Annotated in this window: 16 protein-coding genes; 6 read left to right on the forward strand and 10 right to left on the reverse strand. The window is 35.6% G+C overall.

What is annotated here, in order from left to right; translation table 11 throughout:
- Nucleotides 1–189: 189 nt before the first annotated feature.
- The 4 genes from CY0110_RS24915 to aspS form a co-directional block, all read right to left on the reverse strand.
- Complete coding sequence (locus tag CY0110_RS24915; RefSeq protein WP_008278393.1) at nt 190–960, reverse strand: methyltransferase domain-containing protein; 771 nt, start codon at nt 958–960, stop codon at nt 190–192.
- The gene (locus CY0110_RS24920; RefSeq protein ID WP_008278394.1) at nt 938–1,642 is read right to left on the reverse strand and encodes an alpha/beta fold hydrolase; all 705 of its coding nucleotides are present in this window, start codon (nt 1,640–1,642) and stop codon (nt 938–940) included. Before CY0110_RS24920 ends, CY0110_RS24915 begins: the two co-directional genes overlap by 23 nt.
- A complete protein-coding gene (locus CY0110_RS24925; protein ID WP_008278395.1) occupies nt 1,632–2,810 on the reverse strand; it encodes an aminotransferase class I/II-fold pyridoxal phosphate-dependent enzyme in 1,179 nt (392 codons plus the stop codon). Before CY0110_RS24925 ends, CY0110_RS24920 begins: the two co-directional genes overlap by 11 nt.
- 142 nt (nt 2,811–2,952) lie before the next feature.
- On the reverse strand, nt 2,953–4,749 hold the full coding sequence (gene aspS / locus CY0110_RS24930) for an aspartate--tRNA ligase (RefSeq protein ID WP_008278396.1): 1,797 nt from the start codon (nt 4,747–4,749) through the stop codon (nt 2,953–2,955).
- Between the two features lie 399 nt (nt 4,750–5,148).
- On the opposite strand from aspS, the gene CY0110_RS30175 reads away from it, so the two are divergent.
- The 3 genes from CY0110_RS30175 (at nt 5,149) to CY0110_RS24940 (ending at nt 6,665) form a co-directional block, all read left to right on the forward strand.
- Nucleotides 5,149–5,316 carry a hypothetical protein gene (locus CY0110_RS30175; RefSeq protein ID WP_008278397.1) on the forward strand — a complete coding sequence of 56 codons (168 nt, stop codon included), beginning with the start codon at nt 5,149–5,151 and terminating at the stop codon, nt 5,314–5,316.
- 598 nt (nt 5,317–5,914) lie between these two features.
- Nucleotides 5,915–6,160, forward strand: a complete 246-nt coding sequence (locus CY0110_RS24935) for an RNA recognition motif domain-containing protein (RefSeq protein ID WP_008278399.1) — start codon at nt 5,915–5,917, stop codon at nt 6,158–6,160.
- A gap of 211 nt (nt 6,161–6,371) precedes the next feature.
- Nucleotides 6,372–6,665 (forward strand): Nif11-like leader peptide family natural product precursor, encoded by a 294-nt coding sequence (locus CY0110_RS24940; protein ID WP_008278400.1) that lies wholly within the window; start codon nt 6,372–6,374, stop codon nt 6,663–6,665.
- 67 nt (nt 6,666–6,732) lie between these two features.
- On the opposite strand, the gene CY0110_RS24945 is transcribed toward CY0110_RS24940, so the two are convergent.
- Nucleotides 6,733–9,723, reverse strand: a complete 2,991-nt coding sequence (locus CY0110_RS24945; RefSeq protein ID WP_232285811.1) for a calcium-translocating P-type ATPase, PMCA-type — start codon at nt 9,721–9,723, stop codon at nt 6,733–6,735.
- 248 nt (nt 9,724–9,971) lie between these two features.
- Between CY0110_RS24945 and CY0110_RS24950 the strand changes: the two genes are divergently transcribed.
- The 3 genes from CY0110_RS24950 to CY0110_RS29500 all read left to right on the forward strand — a co-directional run bounded on the left by CY0110_RS24950 (nt 9,972) and on the right by CY0110_RS29500 (nt 13,924).
- A complete protein-coding gene (locus tag CY0110_RS24950) occupies nt 9,972–11,906 on the forward strand; it encodes a serine/threonine phosphatase (RefSeq protein WP_008278402.1) in 1,935 nt (644 codons plus the stop codon).
- Nucleotides 11,907–11,945: 39 nt separating this feature from the next.
- Nucleotides 11,946–13,043: a hypothetical protein gene (locus CY0110_RS24955; protein WP_008278403.1), complete on the forward strand. Its 1,098-nt coding sequence runs from the start codon at nt 11,946–11,948 to the stop codon at nt 13,041–13,043.
- A gap of 320 nt (nt 13,044–13,363) precedes the next feature.
- Nucleotides 13,364–13,924, forward strand: coding sequence for a PEP-CTERM sorting domain-containing protein (locus CY0110_RS29500; RefSeq protein ID WP_008278404.1), 561 nt, complete (start codon nt 13,364–13,366; stop codon nt 13,922–13,924).
- Here the strand turns inward: CY0110_RS29500 and CY0110_RS24965 are convergent.
- From CY0110_RS24965 to CY0110_RS24985, 5 genes are all read right to left on the reverse strand, one after another.
- Nucleotides 13,921–15,273, reverse strand: coding sequence for a glycerol acyltransferase (locus CY0110_RS24965; RefSeq protein ID WP_008278405.1), 1,353 nt, complete (start codon nt 15,271–15,273; stop codon nt 13,921–13,923). The two genes, CY0110_RS29500 and CY0110_RS24965, sit on opposite strands and share 4 nt — an antisense overlap.
- A gap of 1 nt (nt 15,274) precedes the next feature.
- Nucleotides 15,275–15,970, reverse strand: a complete 696-nt coding sequence (locus CY0110_RS24970; RefSeq protein ID WP_008278406.1) for a PspA/IM30 family protein — start codon at nt 15,968–15,970, stop codon at nt 15,275–15,277.
- A gap of 83 nt (nt 15,971–16,053) precedes the next feature.
- On the reverse strand, nt 16,054–17,070 hold the full coding sequence (locus CY0110_RS24975; RefSeq protein ID WP_008278407.1) for a hypothetical protein: 1,017 nt from the start codon (nt 17,068–17,070) through the stop codon (nt 16,054–16,056).
- A gap of 148 nt (nt 17,071–17,218) precedes the next feature.
- On the reverse strand, nt 17,219–18,460 hold the full coding sequence (locus CY0110_RS24980; RefSeq protein ID WP_008278408.1) for a DHH family phosphoesterase: 1,242 nt from the start codon (nt 18,458–18,460) through the stop codon (nt 17,219–17,221).
- Between the two features lie 255 nt (nt 18,461–18,715).
- Nucleotides 18,716–18,965 (reverse strand): hypothetical protein (locus tag CY0110_RS24985; protein ID WP_008278409.1); only part of this gene is annotated, 250 nt, incomplete at its 5' end.

Consider the following 18,965-nt stretch of genomic DNA (forward strand, 5'->3'; position numbering starts at 1 on the left):
TTAATTAATTCTTGGACATATTTTTTATGATCAGGGACATATTGATCAAAAACTTTTTTATTAACAATTCCTGTTTCAATTTTGACAAACCAAGGCATAATCAACAGTAATAATTAAAGGTTATCTAGTCGTATTTATTAGTATATCATATTAACTGAATTCCTAAAAAAGTTACGTCATAAGTTACTTCTATATTCTAAGGTAACATTCGTGATTCCAATAATTGATTAATTTCTTCATCTGTGGAATTGATAGTTTTTCTTGCTTTAAATTACATCCTGCACCAATAATTTTAAGACTTTTAAAAAAATCTGCTGCATTTTTATATGTCATGGTAACTTGTTCTTCATAGATATAAATTTTATGAGGTGGAATTGATAATTTTTGAATTAATTCTTCGGTATTCGGTAATTGATTTCTGGTAAAAGGTAAACTTAAGTCATCACACATTCTTTTCCACTCAGGAAAACTCTGATTATTGGGAAAAGAAACTAATAAAACTCCTTGAGGTTGTAAGGTATTGATTAAACGATTTAAACTATTAATAATATCTTGAAACCACTGTATAGTAAAGCTACTAATAATAGCAGCATAAGTATTTTCATCTTCTTTTATTTGTTCTCCGTCCATTGTTCTGAACTGAATTAGCTCTTTTTGTTGTTCAGGAATTTGTAAATTTTTAGCACAATATTTGAGCATTTCATCGGAGATATCAATAATATCTTTGAAGTTATTAGGAAACTGTTCGATTAGTCCCCGAGTGACAAAACCTGTTCCGCAACCAATTTCTAAAATTGACCCTTTAGGAATAGAATCACTATAATTTTGTGCTATTTGTAATAGCTTGTCTGCACATTGTTTTTGAACTTGTGAGTGAAATAAATAGTTAGCAACTCCTTTACTAAAGTTTTGTGCTATTTTTTCTTTTTGCTCATATTTAGCTAATTGAATTAGTCTCATAATTCTCTATTTCTCCTAATGCTTGTTGAATAATAGGTAAGCAAGATTTAATATCTGTAAAGGGTAAGGTGTGGCCAACTTCTTCTATGCTAAAATATTCACCATTCTGATGTAGTTGATTAAAAAATTGTTTAGCATAGGATGGATTAAAAATACGATCTTTTGAACTTTGAATGACATAAATTTTAGGTATTTTTTTAAGAATATTTATATCTATAATAGATGTATTTAATAACTGTAAATCTTTCTCTAATTTTTCCCAGTCTACATTCTCATAATTTAGATTAACCGAAGGAAAAGGATAATAACATTTTTTGTAAAAGGATTCTAAAACAGTTTTAGGATGATTATTGAACTCGTTTATCATTAACTCTAAAACATTTTTTGATCGTTTTCTTTGTTTTCCTCCTTCAGGATGAAACTGAGCAAAACTGTTAAACAAAATTAGTAAATTAGCTTTTTTTAGGGTTTCTAAAGGACATAAATGTAAACCAAATGAATGAGCAAAAATAATCTTTATGTTCTCAGTTTTCTCAAAAGTGGGTTTATAACTTTTACCAAAATATCCCCTATCGTAAGTCTTAAATAAAAAACTGCTTGATAAAATTTCTTGCCATTTTTTCCAGCAGTTTCCATCAAAAGCCCAACCATGATAAGCAATAATTTCTCCTTTAAAATTCATAATACTGTTTCATTAAATTAATCAGATAATCTATGTGTTCAGGTTGATGTTGACTGGATAAAACTAAACGAATTCTGTCCGTATTTTTCGGAACTGTTGGTGGTCTAATTGTAGTGGCTAAGATACCATTATTTTCTAGAAATCTTGATAATTGTAAAGCTTTTTTTTTATTGCCAATAATTACAGGGATAATAGGAGAACTTGAACAAATAACTTGATAACCTAATTTTCTAAGCTTATTTTGTAAATAATCTACCTGTTGCAATAAATATTCTCTTTCTTTATCTAGATTGGGAATAATATCAAAACCAGCATTAATAGAACCAATAACAGCAGGAGGTAAAGCGGTAGTGTAAATGAAACCTGGACAACAATTAATAAGATAATTACGCATCACTTTAGACGTGGTAATAAATGCTCCAAAACTTCCCATTGCTTTGCCAAAAGTTCCTAAACTAATATCAATTCCTGACTTATATGCTGTCAGTCCCATGCCTTCCTTTCCCATGATACCTAACGCATGAGCATCATCGAGGTAAAGAAGTGTATTGTATTGTTGAGAAAGTTGAATCAAAGCATCGACATCACTTCGATCACCTTCCATACTAAAAACCGTTTCAGTGACAATTAAAATACGATTGTAACCCTGTGAAACAGATTTTTTAAGTAATATCTCCAAATGGCTTAAATCGTTGTGTTTATAGCGTTTCCATCGGGCTTTACTTAAGAGAATACCTTGCAAAATACTATTATGAACTAAGCGATCGCATAGAACTAAAGATTTATTATCAACTAAAGTAGGGATAATAGTCGTATTAGCCTGAAAACCTGTATTACATAATAAAGCTGCTTCTTTACCGCAGAGCTTTGCTATTTTTTCTTCTAATTTTTCATGAATATCATAGGTTCCAGCGACTAAACGGGATGCAGTTGACCCAGTTCCATATCGGTTAAGATAATCATGAGACGCTGCAATAATCTGGGGATGTTTTGAAAGTCCTAAATAATCATTAGAACTGAAATTAATTAAAGTTTTACCATTTTTAACAATAGTAACAGCATCTTGTGGCTCAATACTATTTAATTGTCTTAAATTATTATTCTTTTCTCTTTCTTGTAATTCTTTTTCAATAAACTCTAACTTATTATTATTAGTACCAGAAGTCATAAAGTTTTCCAAAGATTTAAAATGAGTTGATTCAAGGCTTCATTCTTAAATATTACTTTCCAATATAATTACCGATATTACATTTAATAATGATATAGAAGCAGTAAGGTAAGCATTGCCTACCTTACATTAATTAATAATTTTATTCTTCCTTTACTTTCGGTTTGTAGGTTGATTTTACCTGTAACTCTTTCAACTGTTTACTATCAACCGAAGCCGGGGCTTCTGTAAGTAAACAACTGGCTTGTTGAGTCTTAGGAAAGGCGATAACATCACGGATAGAGTCTTCTCCTGCTAATAACATAACCAGACGATCTAAACCGTAAGCAATACCCCCATGTGGTGGCGTTCCATACTCAAATGCTTCTAACAAAAAGCCAAATTTATTATAGGCTTCTTCTAACGATAATCCAATGGTTTCAAAAACTTTTTCTTGGATTTCTTTTTGATAAATTCTGAGACTTCCACCTCCAATTTCTACCCCATTATAAACCAAGTCATAAGCTTGCGCCCTTGCGGTAGCTAAATCGTTTAAATCTGCTAAATTAGGAGCAGTAAATGGATGGTGTAAGGCTTCTAAACGCTTCTCATCTGCATTCCATTCAAACATCGGAAATTCTGTGATCCAAAGTAAGTTAATCTTATCAGGATCAATTAAATTCATGCGTTGACCAATCACTAATCTTAAACGAGATAAAGACTTATTGACTGTATCCGTATCCCCTGCTCCAAATAACAACAAATAGCCAGGTTTTGCCCCAGTTCGTGCTAGTAATTCGGCTTTTTGTTCTTCTGTTAAATTATCTTTAATTGCTCCAATTGTATCTAGTTTATTATTTTCTTTGACCCGAATATAAGCGATGCCTTTTGCCCCTGCATCGGTAGCTTCTTTAAATAAATCACCTCCAGGTTTAATCTGTACGTTAGAAATAACATCATTGCCTCCGGGAATGGGTAAAACTTTAACTTTACCCCCATTTTTTACTGCTCCTGAGAACACTTTAAACCCGCTATCTTTTACAATATCGGAAACGTCAACTAAAGTTAAATCAAAGCGAGTATCGGGACGATCTGTTCCGTACTTATCCATTGCATCTTGATAGGTTAAACGGGGAAAAGGACGAGATAAATCAATATTCTTGACTGTTTTAAAAATTGAGCAAACTAATCCTTCATTAAGTTCTAGTATTTCATCTTCGGACATGAAACTCATTTCCATATCCAGTTGAGTAAATTCAGGCTGTCTATCGGCTCGTAAGTCCTCATCTCGAAAACATCTAGCAATTTGGTAGTAACGATCGCACCCTGAAACCATCAATAATTGCTTAAATAATTGAGGCGACTGAGGCAGTGCATACCATTGTCCAGGGTTAACTCTAGAAGGTACTAAATAATCTCTTGCTCCTTCTGGAGTTGAACGAGTCAAGATAGGGGTTTCTATTTCCATAAACCCCTGTTCATCTTCAAGATAACGACGAATGGCTTTAACCACAGCATGACGCAATTGTAAATTTTTGGCCATGCGATCGCGTCTTAAATCTAAATAGCGATATTTAAGACGAGTTTCTTCTTTAACTGACTCAGCTTCTAAACTAGAAACCACAAAAGGCAGTTGTTTATTAACCCCATTTAATAACTCAATGGACTCTGCATAAATTTCTACTTCTCCAGTGGGGATTTTTGGGTTTAAAGACTCTGGGGGACGCTTGCTAACTTGTCCAATGATTTTGACCACATATTCGTTGCGTAACGTCTCAGCAATAGGATAGGATGTAGGAGTACGCTGAGGATCACTAACAATTTGCACGATTCCTGTGCGATCGCGTAAATCAATAAAAATAACCCCACCGTGATCTCGACGGCGATCAACCCATCCAAATAGGGTGACAGTTTTATCAATATCTATTGCGCTTACGTGGTTACAATAATGGGTTCGCATCTGAAAATTTATCTAAGTTGTTATTGTACTGGATCGTGCATTATATCTCGTTACCTCTAGATAATGGATAATTAATCATTAAATTTCCTTAAAATCGCTTCATTGTTAGCGTCTTTACTTTTCATCAATTATCCATATTTATAAGGTACACAAAATTGAGACCTACCTACCATTATCTCTTATTTTTGTACTTTTGAACTGTGTTATGTTTAACGGTATATTTTTTTTAGATTAAATTTATATTTGCCTAACTTTGTGAAATTATCTTATTAATTTTTGTAAAAGAAGAAAAATAGTAGCTCAAATCAAGGTCGTCTTAAAAATACAAATTTTACAAAAAAATTATTAAAGACAAAACCCCTTTAAAGATTATTATCATAATGAAATAAGAAATCATTAATGTACACAGAAGATTTAACTTATATTCACGATCAAGGTTTTAGTGATTTAGCTGAAAAAGCAGTTTCTGTTATTTTAAAGACTTTCCAAAATAATAATAAACAAAAAGGTAAAATCATCGATCTTGGTTATGGAAGTGGGTCACTGCTCAAAAATTATCGATTTTAGGAGGATGGGGTTAAATGTCGTGGGTCACACTAAACGGCGCTCTCGCGGAGCGAGTACCTTCGGCAACGCAACTAGAGCATTGGCAAATTAATTATCATTGAAGTTAGACAGCCATAAGAACCCTGACTAAAAGTAAACAGAGGTAACAACGCTCCCCGTGTATGACTGCACCGCTCAATGGCTATTAAACGAGCTTTAATAGTTTTGGGTTCGGAAGATTCCTTTAGTCAAGCAGCTAAACGCTTTCAAGAACATTATGGTTGAACATTAGAACAAGAAGCTATTAGAAGAGATCCTAAATGAGGCTGAGTCTTATGTCGAAAAACGTTTGTTAACTCTTTAAACCGTATAATCAGTTAGTTCCTACTAAAAGTCCAGTTAAAACAATTATGAGTCGTCTTCTTCCCAGTCAAAGAATAGTCTCTAAGGGTTAAAAAATTATGTAGTGAGGATTTTGTATGATATTATTATAGACGAGCATTGTAAATCGGTTCAAAGAGTAAGTTAATATAATTGACTGGTATTCCTGTTAAGTATCGACAGCATTCTCTCCGAAATCTCAATCTCCACAAGTTCATTCAAAGTAGAGACAAATTTTATGTCAATTTATGTAGGAAACCTCGCTTATGAGGTAACAGATGCAGACCTTAACACAGTATTTTCTGATTATGGTTCTGTTAAGCGCGTTCATATCCCTACAGACCGTGAAACAGGTCGTCCTAGAGGTTTTGCTTTTGTAGAAATGAATACAGAAGAAGAAGAAAGTAAAGCCATTGAGACCTTAGATGGTGCAGAATGGATGGGACGTTCTATGAAAGTTAACCAAGCTCGTCCCCGTAACTAATTAGTTATAAAAATAGCTTCTAAAACAAGCTGAAGTTATTAAGTTAAATAACACAAAAAGCACTTTTTCAAGCAGAAGGTGCTTTTTTTATTATACTTGCCTTTCTTGTCGATTATTACCAAACCAGATAAGGATTATATTATATAATGAGAATGAAAACTCAAGGTTATTATGAGTTTTTACTCATTGGTTAACTATTTAAGGAATAATCATGGCTAAAGAGAAAGTTATCGAATTTTTAGGTGAGGCTGCTAAAAATGAAGACCTCAAAGAGAAATTACAAACCATCAAAAACCAAGATGAATTAACCTCATTAGCGAAAGAAAAAGGGTTTGAATTTTCATCGGAAAATGTTGACGAAGCCTTAGAGGAATTAAAGCAAAAACCTGGATTTTTTGGTAAATTAGCAGAAGCGATCGCTGAAGCGTTTAGTCCTCCTCATGATAATGTTCCTCCTTCTATCGGTTCACAACCCTATAGTGGTGATGCTAACCCAAACTCATAGGACATTTTTGGGGCAAGGGATAATCAAGAACAGGGAACCAGAAAAAAGTAATGATTTTCTATTTATTCTAAGCAGTGTTGTCTGTTCTTGTTCTTAGGAAAAAACGCCATAATTCTCCTATCCATAATACTAAAGATGTTCCCAAAATAATCCATAACCAATCTTTCAAAGTAAGAGGAACGGTTCTAAAGATTTTTCCTCCCCATTGAACAATAAAAATTTGTCCTAAAAAGATTATAATCGCAATTGCTAAAAAAGCTTTATTTTCTCCTAAACCTTTCCAAAACCATTGCTTTAAACCAAAACAACGAGTATTAAATAAATTCCAAAACTGTAAGAAAACAAAAACAGCAAAGAAGACCGAAAGTTCATAAGGGTTGACCTCTCCATCTCTCTCTAAATACGCTAAAAATCCCATTAAAAACAGTAAAAAAATAAGTCCTGTTCCCATAATAATTTTCAACATTTTAGAAGAAATAATAAAATCTTGAGGATGGCGAGGGGGTTTATTCATTACGGTTTCGTGGGGCGGTTCCGTGGCTAAAGCTAACGCTGCAAAGGTATCCATAATTAAATTGATCCAGAGCATTTGTGTAACAGTTAACGGTAAAGAAACACCAATAAATAGACCAAAAAAAGCAATTCCTAAAGCTACAATATTAACAGTTAATTGAAAGAGCAAAAATCGTTGAATATTTTCATATAATGAGCGTCCCCACATGACCGCTGTAACAATACTATTAAAAGAATCATCTAATAAAATAATATCACTGGCTTCTTTTGCGATCGCTGTTCCACTCCCCATCGATAAACCTACCTGGGCCTGTTTTAAAGCAGCAGCATCATTGGTTCCGTCCCCTGTAACTGCCACAACTTCTCCATTTTCTTGTAATAGTTTGACTAACCTTAGCTTATCTAATGGTGTGGCTCTTGATAATACTTTTAAGGTTTTAATGACTTCTTTTGCTTCCTCGTTTTTAAGCTGCTTAAACTGTTGACCAGTTAAATGAAAATGGGTTATATTCTGATAACTTTCTGAAGGGTACAAATTGATTTTTTTTGCAATTTCTTCTGCTGTTTTTTGACTATCTCCTGTTACAATTTTTATCTTAATTCCTGAATTTAAACAACGTTGAACCGCTTCTGTAACATCGGGACGCAATGGATCGGTAATAGCAAAACAGCCTAACCAAATTAATTTATTATCAAGAATATTAATATCTTTTTCTTGTACCTGACTATCTAAATAATTATAGGCTACTCCTAACACTCTCATTGCTTTTTCTTGATAGGTGTAAACCGTTTGCAACCATTCATTTTTATTATCTAAAAGTTTAATTCCTTTTGAAGTTAATTGTTGAGAACAATGAGATAAAACTATCTCAGGCGCACCTTTCAAATAGATGATATTACCTGTAATCACACTAGATTTACCGGCTGTCATCATATACTTTTGCTCAGGAGAAAAAGGTAATTGAGTGATAAGCTGAAAATGATGACGATAGGTAAGATAATCAACCGTTTGGCGGTCTAACCATAATAATAAAGCTCCTTCTGTAACATTTCCAATAGGACAAGAATTATCTTTAGATATCCGTTCTAAGTTGGCGGTGCTATTAACAGAAATGGCTTCATAAATTAGATTTTTATAAACTTGTCTTTGTGTATCTTGTAAACAATTTAAGCAAGGAAAATTAGCAATTTCGACTTGCATTTTATTTTGGGTTAATGTTCCTGTTTTATCAGAACAAATAACAGTAGCAGCCCCAATCGTTTCACAAGCGTGCATTCGTCTAACTAAATTATTCATTGCTGCCATTTTTCCCATACTATAGGCAAGGGATAAAGTGACACTCATGGCTAGTCCTTCAGGGACAGCAACCACGATAATTGTAACAGCAACCATAAAATAATTTAAGATACTAATTGCCACAGATGGAGACAATAGTATATCGTTAAAATTATCAAGCCATCCCTGTAAATAAAGAAAAGAAAAACCAGCTATAAAGAATAGTAAACCACTACTTAAACTCAATAACCATGAATCAATAAAATAATTTACAACAACTTGAAAGAAATCGAAAAATATATCAAAAGCTTTCAATCCTTCTTTGACAATAGGCAACCAAACAGGAATTAAAATAATAAAACTACTGATAAGGAGTAAACCTAAAATATAAATTTGTAGAGAAGTCAAAGATAATTTATTAAAAATCAATCCTTGAAATAACAGACCCGAAAAAGTGAGTCCTGCCATCAATAAACCAATAATACCGATTAAATTACTTAATTTTTCTAATTGAAAATTTAAAGGCGTTACTTGATTATTTTCAAGAGAAATTACTGCTTGAGCCACTTGTCCAATTTCACTGCGATCGCCCACAGCCGTGACCTGAAAAACCCCATGACCCTGAGTTACAATGGTGCTACGATAAACTTGAAAATAAGGATAGGTTTTTTGTTCAGAATTATCAGATAAACCAGTAGATTTAGGTGACTTTTTAACCGTTTTAGATTCTCCCGTCATTTTAGCTTGATCTACCAACAAACTAACCGCTTCTAACAATTCCCCATCCGCCGGAACTTCATCCCCTTGTTCAATATAAACGAGATCACCTACCACTAAATCTTGACGAGAAATTTGGGTAAATTTATGATCGCGAATGACTTTAACCAGGGTTTGATCAGAAAAATTATTCAGTAAATCAAATGCTTTATTTGCCCGATATTCATTAATAAAAGCAAGAGTCGTCGCTAAAAAAATAGCCATCAAAATGCCAAACGCTTCCGCATATTCTCCTTGAATCATGCCAATAGCTAGAGCGATGATAGCAGCAATAATTAAAACACGAATAACAGGATCACTAAACTTATCTAAATAAAGAGACCACCAAGAAATTTGTTGAGGAGGGGTTAAACTATTGCTACCATAATGATGACGACTTAACTGAACCTGTTCAGAAGTTAAACCACCATAAATCAAAAGGCGATCGCTTGTGTCGGGGGAAACCATCCCAAGCCTCTGCATACTATTTCTTCTATCATAACTAGCAGACATCGGAAAATAAGAGAATTGTTGAGTTTAATTGACTCGAAGCAGTAACAGAGGGATGATAAAAGAAGAGAAATGGTAACAACATGAGGGGGTTTACGGCAATTTTGGGACTGAATAAAACAGTCTAGTATTTAATTTTAGTCTTCTCTCAAGAAATCTCTTCCCTCCAAGGGAGAAATTTTGTCTTCTGTGCCTATAAAAAATCTGATTAAGTATCCTGTCTCAGCAATTTCCTATCGGTGTAATCATTTATGCTTGTTTGTCCCCAATGTCACTCAGAAAATCCTAACAATAGTCAAGTTTGTCAACAATGTCAAACTTCATTGACCCATCAATCCTGTCCTCAATGTGGTCATAATAACCCTTTTTCTGAAGCTAATTGCTCAGAATGTGGTGCATTCATTGGTAAACTCTGGCAGGTGATTTTAAGCCAACCCATCAACACTGATCAGACAAACGAGAATTTAACCTTTGATAATCATTATCTCGATCTCGGACAACGATATAAAATTTGGTCTTCCCAAGAAAAAGAGATATTTCAAGTCATCGCCCACACTTCTACCCATACCTTTTATCAAGGTCAAGTCCTTGACTGTCAACCCTTAGAAAAATCCACCCTACACACATTAGTTAATCAAGTCTCAGACCTATTAAAAGAAAGCGAAAAAGATGATCCGACCCTACTATGGGAGCAAATGGGTATTCCTGCCATTGCCTTTCCTTATTTAACTCTCAAAGACCTGACTCCCATCATCCCTGAAGTTTATGATGGTTGGATAGACAACGAAATTGAAATTATCTTATTACCCGATCGCACCCATTGGCAAGGGATTCCAGATTTACTGATCAATCACTCCTTACTGACCCTCCAAATTATCTATTGGCTGAATCAAATTGTCACCCTCTGGAAAAGTTTAACTGTGATCAACTATGCTCAAAGTCTGCTTGTAGAAGATAACCTGAGACTCGATGAAGATCAAAGCTTTGGATTACTCAAATTATATCCCGATCGCCCTAATGATCTCCCCTCCCTACAACAATTAGGTCAATTATGGCAAAGTTGGTTGAGCAAAGGGGGTTATCCCTCTACCAGCAAACTGGCTATGCTCATTCAACAAGTTGCTGAAGGTAAGCTTAACCAAGTCGCCCAATTACGCTTACAACTACAAGATTTAGCAGCCGAACAACAATTAACTGAAGATGACGAAATTCCCTCTGATACATCTTCCCCCAATTCTAGCGACTTTGTTGAGCAAGAATTACCAGAATTTCAGGCCGAACTTTTGAGTGATCAGATAGAAGAAACTCCAACCGCTACAGATATTCCCAGTGATTCCACTACAGTCTTACCGATGGAATTAGTCCATTTAATAGCCTTGGGATGCACCGACCGAGGACGACAACGACATCACAATGAAGATTATTTTGGCATGAAAACCCAGGTGACCATTCGACAAAATAATCAAGACATTTTCGTAGATGGTCGAGGACTTTATATTGTCTGTGATGGGATGGGGGGCCATGCGGCCGGCGAAGTAGCCAGTGCCATGGCCGTCGAAACCTTAGAAAACTTCTTCGCTCAACATTGGCAAGAGGATTTTCCGACTGAAGAAACCATTTTACAAGGAATTTTATTGGCCAACAAAAATCTTTATGATATCAATCAAAGCAACGCCAGTTCCGGTAGTGGACGTATGGGAACCACTCTGGTCTTGATTTTAGTGGATCAGACTAAAGTGGCAGTTGCCCATGTGGGAGATAGTCGGGTTTACTCCATTGGTCGCAAAAACGGACTCGAACAATTGACTATTGATCACGAAGTCGGACAGAGGGCTATTCAAAATGGGGTTGAGCCAAAATTAGCATACTCTAGACCCGATGCTTATCAACTGACCCAAGCCTTGGGCCCCCACGAGAATAAATACCTACAACCCGATATTAGATTTATAGACTTGGTTGAAGATACTTTATTTTTGCTCTGTTCTGATGGTTTGTGTGACAACGATTTAGTAGAAGATCACTGGGAAACTTCTCTATTACCATTCCTGAGTTCGAGTCAATCTTTGGATAAAGGAATGACTAAATTAATTAACTTTGCTAATAGCTACAACGGTCATGATAATATTACCGCCGTTTTAGTTCGTGTGAAAATTCGCCCTAAAGTTAATCCTAAGAAGGATTGGTAAATTGAGTTCGGAGTTCGGTGTAAAATCTTATAATCAATAATGACACAAGTTACTACTAAAAATAGACCGATTATTTATTTAGCTGCAACAGGCCATGGTTTTGGCCATGCAGTACGCATTTCTACTATTGCCGATGCCATTTTAAAGTTACGTCCTGATAGTTTATTAATTATGGTGACAACAGCCCCTAGATGGCTATTAGAATCCTACATTTCAGGGGATTTTATTTATCGGCCATTGGCTTTTGATGTGGGGGTCATTCAAGCGGATAGTTTTAAAATGGATAAAGCTGCAACCCTCAATAAAATGCAGGAAATCTATGAAAAACGTCAAGCTTTGATGGCAGCAGAAATTAATTTTATTAAGACCAACCAAGTCGATCTAATTTTAGCCGATATTCCCCCTTTAATAGCGCCGATTGCCCAACTCGCGGGAGTTCCCTGTTGGATGATGAGCAATTTTGGTTGGGATTTTATTTATGAAGCTTGGGGAGAAGAATGGCAAGGAATTGTTAACTGGATCAAAGATTGTTATCAACAATGCGATCGCTTATTTCGTTTACCGATGGCTGAACCCATGAAGGCCTTTAATTCTATCACTGATGTAGGCTTAACTGGGGGAAACCCTCGTTATACGATGGATGAATTAAAAGACCAGTTTAACTTAACAGCTTCCCCAGAAAAAACCATTTTATTAACCTTTGGTGGCCTCGGATTACAACAAATTCCTTATGATAATTTAGCACAATTTTCTGATTGGCAATTTATTACTTTTGATCGTCAAGCACCTCAATTAAACAATATTATTAAAATCACAGAGCCTTTTTATCGTCCTGTTGATTTTATGCCTTTATGCGAGCGGGTTATTTCTAAACCGGGATTTAGTACATTTGCTGAAGCTATGCGCTTAGAGATCCCCATCGTTTCTTTAGTTAGAGATGATTTTGCTGAAGCTGCTTTGTTATTAGAAGGCATCGAAAATTATGCTGAACATCAAATTATTGAAACAGAAGGCTTTTTTCAAGGAAATTGGGACTTTTTAAAACAAGCTCCCAATCCTCCAAAAATAGGAAAAAGCCTACCTAAAGATGGATGTACAGTTATTGCTCAAGCTATATTGGATCAAGTTAATAATTAATAGATCGCAGTTCCCATACTTATGAGGGGCAAAAGCGCGGGCTTTGAGGCAGGAGGCAGGTTTTAGGTGTACCCATGAGTCTGAGAAACGTCATATAAATATTCCAAAATCACCACAATCACTTTATTAAGTCTCTTCCAAAAGTGATAAATGAATTTATGTCATATTAATAATTTTTATTCCAAAAGTACCACAACTGCTCTCTTAAATTTACCCTAAAAGACATAGATAAATTTATGTCATAAGTTATAAAAGAAAGATAATAAAACTTCTTAAAATTATTGTGATAAAGAAATTTAGAGGAGTTTTTAGTATATATAATGATTAGTTGGAAAATATTACCTGTTGTTGTTTTAGGAACAACTTTAATTACCTGTGGAAATTCTCCTGCTCAAGGAAGTAGCTTAAAATATGGCACAACAAGCACTGATGGGACTGCGAGTTTATCAGATTTGATCGATGGTTTAAGTAACTTTTTTACATGGTTAAATGGCAGTGTAACAACAGGCGAATCTGTCACAATAGTCACAGATAATAACCCTATTGAAGATATTTTTAGTGGAGACTCAAATTCTCACTATACGGGAACTTTAGTTATTACGAGTCCAGATCATTATTTTGATTTTTTGGAATCCGATCAAGAAGGAGACTCTCACAATAACATTGTATTGAATGTTTTTAATATTAACGTTTATAACAACCCTAACACTGAAACTGAACCTGATACAGTCACGGTGTTTGAGCCAGACTCAAATGATGAAACACCTGTAGATGTCCAATCTGTACCTGAACCTTTGACCATTTTAGGCGCAGGAGTTGCAGTAGGATTTGGTATCTTATTTAAACGGGAATTAAGCAAGAAAAAGAAAAAATGTGCTTAAGAATGAACAATCAACTTGTCCAAAGCATCTTGTAAGTTTTGGGTTAAGTTGGTTACAGCTTGACGACGATTCTTTTTATACTCATTAAACCGATCAGATACTGATAAGGGATCACCGACGGTTATAAGTGCTTGTTGAGAACCGAGTTGGGGACGAGATAAGGGGTTTTCTCCTTTGATTTTTGCCACGAAATCCCACAATAAAAGAACTGTATCTGCAAACCGTTCTGCTGAGGGTTTATCTTTGACATAATACCCCGTTACTGCCACAAAAGACTCCACTAAACGCATATGCCACATTCTTAAACTGGCTTCTTCAGCAATGCGATCGCCTAACCCCTTATCCACTGAGGATAATTGATTAATATCCTTAAAATCATCCCGATAAATATACTCCCATCCGGCTTGTTCTAAACGGCGACAGCGATCAATCATGCTTCCTTTTGGTTTTAGATTAAAGTAACTTTCTGCCACTTCTAAGCCAACATTCAATAATTTTTGTAATCTTTCTTGTAAATTTTGCTCTGATATATCGGGTAACGTTTGATGATAAAATTGTCGATAAAAATTTTCCATGATCCCTAAACAATGTTCCCCCAACCCATATAATCTTTCATATAATTTTGAGGGGTCTAAAGAATGATTTTTAGGAGAAATACCGACATCTTTTTCTAACTGGCTTAATAATTGTTCAATGGTTTTCCAAGGAGGCGACAGATAGAAATATTGAATCCCAATAGGAACAATAAAAACCGTTTCTTCTCGTTTTGCTTTGTACAAATCTTCTACACACCAAAACCCCAATTGAGAGATTCCTGGTTCTAGGGGACTAATAATTTCATTATGACCATTAGTGGCTCCTTCTGGGGCTGCTGCCATAGGAAATTGACCATTCACAAATAATTCTCTTGCTGAACGTAACCCAGGAATATCTAACTTACCCCTTTGTATCGAAGTTCCTCCTAATTGAGAGTATAACCAACCCACCCTATATCCAGCCCACAGGGGAATCCCTCGATCATAAATAAAGTGAGAATGGGGTGCATTTTTTAAAGTAATTTTCTTTTCTTTTGCGATTGTTGGCAACAGTTTCCAGACTAAATATCCCATACAATACGGGTCATTAACGCTGGGATGACGAAAAGCCATTAAAAAGCGAATTTTTCCTGCTTGAAATTGTTGATAAAGATTGGTTAATTGTTCAACATTCTTACCTTCAATTTCTTCGATGGTGGTTTGCCATTGTAACCATAAAGGTAATAAAGTTTTGACACCACGCCAGATCCAAGGGTTAAAATTGGGGGCAATGTATTCCAAAGGAGGTTGAGCATAAATTGAGCTTTGATTCATTTTATAATTGATCGAGTTTAGACCGAAGTTCGTCGATTTCTGCTTGAGACTTTTTCCCTTTCAATTGAGCTATTTCTTTTTCTAACTTTTTACTGTTTTCTAACTCCATAAATTTGCTTTCTAAAGGGTCGGGAATTTTTCCCATTATTTCTGATTGTGTTTCTAGTTCTAAAATTTGCTGATCAATTCTTTCAAAAAGATTCTCAGAACTATAAGGATCAAAGTTTCCTAACACTTCATTAAGTTTTTGAGAAGCCATAGCCGAACGTAGTCTGGCCAGATAAAGATTCTTTTTGGCTTTGGCTTCTCTTTCTTTATGCTCAACTTTTCTTAATTCATTTTTCAATCTCTGAATAATTTCGTTTTGTTCGATTAGTTGGCTTTGAATACTATCAGCTTGTTGTTGATAAGATTGACGTTTCATCAAGGCTTCTCTGGCTAAAGCTTCATTGCCTTTTGATATGGCTAATTCTGCCCGTTCGTACCAGGTTTCAGCAGCTTTTTCATAACGAGATAATTGACGTTCTGCACTTTTATGAGTAGCGATCGCTTCTGCTAAAGCCCGACGCATAGCAATTAATTCCTGTTCCATATGAGCGATGGCCTCGTCTAACAATTTTTCAGGGTCTTCTGCTTCATGAACTAAGCTATTCAGATGACTCCTAACCACTCGACTCATTCTTTCTAACCATCCCATTCTTGTTCTCCTAATCTTCTTTTAATTGTATCCTCTATTAACAGTGTACCAAGGGTTTTATTAGGAAGGTCTCAAATTATTGATTACTGAATATTAATGCCTTGTGAGGTTTCCGAATCTAATACTTCTCTTTGTTGAAGTTGTTCAAGATGTTTCACTTGTTTCGGTAATAACTCTTCAGGAAGTTCATTCATTCCGTTTTGCATTTCTACACGGGTTTTATGATTGAACCCCAGAGGAATATTAGTTTGATTATTTTCTTCTATTTTCAATTGTTGCTTAATGGCTTGACGCACTTGTTCGTCTTCAGACATAGTTGCATCACTGGTAGGAGGAGGTGGGGGTTCAATGGCTATTGTTGGAACCGTTGTCGGTTTGGGGGAGGAAGGGACAGGACGAGGAATTTCAGAAACAGGAATGGTAGAAGGGCTTACGGTCGCTGTTTTTGGGACTTGAGGTACTTTTAAAGGACTTGTGGTTATGGGATATTGGTTTGGGGTTTGAGACTGTAAAGATGGGGGTAAAATGGCATTAGTCAAACTTGGAGGCTGATTGACATTGACCACTGTTTCTTTCAGACTTTGAGAAGTTTGAGGGGTTGTAGCTACGGTTTGGGGAGACTGAGGGGAAGGGGTAGAGACGGTACTCAGCGCGTCTAACATTACCCGATCAGAGGAGGTTCTGGCAATATTAAGACTTTTGGGAATGGATAAATTAGAAGCAGAGGTATCAACGGACAGATTAGCAGACTCAGGTTCTTGAGGGGTTTGCTGCATTTTCCATAATTGCACGCCACCAATGATTAAATTCGCTACCACAATCAAAGATAATGATCCAATTCCCCAAGGGGTACTTAAAGAAATTAATCCTTGTTTTAACCATAGGACTAGGGGATCATCATTGAGTTGAGAGGTTTGATCTTCTTGGACGGGATAATAGGTCAGGTTGATGGTATTTCCATCTTCATCTATTCGAGAGGGATTTGTCTGGGTTTCTGCGATGATTTCTGCATCAATAGGCTGATCACCTTGGTTATTGGGAGTTTGGCCGGTTTGATTGGGGGTATTCTCAACAGAATTAAGGTTATTATTAGGATTCATGGTATGACAAGGGTTTTATTAGGGACTCAAGTAATGCTTCAATTCTTTATATGTTTAGGTTTAACATATTCTAAAGTAAATCACAGCTAATAGAGATCCCTTCCTTGTCTATTGACAATTATCAATGAACACTTCTTTGATAACTGCTTTAAGCGTGAACGACTTCGTTTTTAGGGTTAACTAACTTTGAGAGTTTTTGTTTGATTTGGGTATCGACTAATTCCCATTTCAGTTTGGTATAGTCGCTATTATCGTTACTACCGCCAAAAAATCCCATAGAAATCTCAAACCCACCAGCCATTTCTCGGCCACCGCCATAGTAACGGCCTAAAGCATTTTTCCCTAAGGCTTCTTTAAGAAATTCGTCGGGGTCAAGGGTGAGTTTATGGGTACGCAAAGAACCGATCACCACTTCGATGTCATGGTCTTCATCGTGAATAATGCCATAAACAACAGCAGTATGTATATTTTCTTCTGTTACCAAAAAGTCGGCCGCTTGGGGGATAGCATCTCGATCTTCATACCGTAAATAACCTACGCCGGCAATGGAAAAGTTATTTTGGATCAGACGATTTTTTAGCGATCGCTCAATGACATCCATGACACGATGCGATCGCGCTGACTGTAGCACCGCATTTAATAATTGAGGATCATATACACGGGATAAATAGGCTGCAGCCAATAAGTCTTGTTCTTGTGCCTGTCGTAAGCCATTGGTATCAGAACGAAGACCGTGCATTAAGGCTGTGGCACACTTAACATGGATGTTATTGTTACTGTTAAAGTCTAATAAGCCAGCCTGGATATATTGGGTAAGAATAGTTGCGGTTGCCCGAATTTTCGGCCTTAAGTCCGTAAATTCTGCTTGAATATTCCCTTGTTTACTATGATGATCGATAACGACCACAATGGGAATTTTAGCCTGTTTTACGTAAGGCATTAATTGACTGGTACTACCCTGAGAATCCACCAATACACATCCTTGGTAGATCGATAAATCCCGATCTTTAAGGCTGTTGGTACTCCATCTTGTTGCCGGTAACCCCGTCAATTTTACTAGGGCGATGTTTTCCTGGTGAGAAAGAGTACCTGCGTAAACAATATCACATTCTATTTCGTAGGGTTGTGCCATTAATTGATAAGCCCAAGCACTTGAAAGGGCATCAGGATCAGGAAAATCCTGAATCACCACAATATGACGTTCCCCCCGATGATTTTCTAGGGTTTGTTGTAGTTTTTGCGCTAGTTTTCCCAAGGACAGATATTGACTCCCTGTTTCTTGTTCTAATGCTTTATCTGCCCCTATGTTACCTTCTGCTTGGCTAATGGTCGATGGTAATTGATTTGGTTTGTTATTGTTACCGTTAGGTGTGAGTAAGGATGATTTCATCTGTTAAGGTTGAGTTCGGGAATGATTTTATATATTTGATTAAGATAACTTGAGGTAAGATTTTACCTTTTCTTTACTAACTTGTATAACTATAGATAGATTGATGAAAGCTAAATAGTATCACTAAAATACAAGTGTATATTTAACTACTTTATTAGTTTATTTCCTCACTATCATTCTATCTAAATTCTCATAACAATTCAAGGAATATCCTTAAGATATCCTCTAGTAAAAAAATTATAAAAAATTAATATTTTAAGAATATTGAATATTTTCTTGAGAGTCTAATGTATCAAGAATCTTACTTGCATTCAACCCGTGCTGTTGTAAATGCTTTTTTGACCATTCTAAGGATTTTTTATTACAAGACAAGTAATCTAGTAAAACATCATATAAACTTTGAACTTGCTCAATAGGATTTGTATCTTGTTGAAGATTGCCATAAAGAAGAATTAGTAAATTGACAGCATCTGGTAAAGATAGATTTTTTACTTTTTCTTTAACT

This window comes from Crocosphaera chwakensis CCY0110, assembly GCF_000169335.1.
GTDB classification, from domain to species: Bacteria; Cyanobacteriota; Cyanobacteriia; order Cyanobacteriales; family Microcystaceae; genus Crocosphaera; species Crocosphaera chwakensis.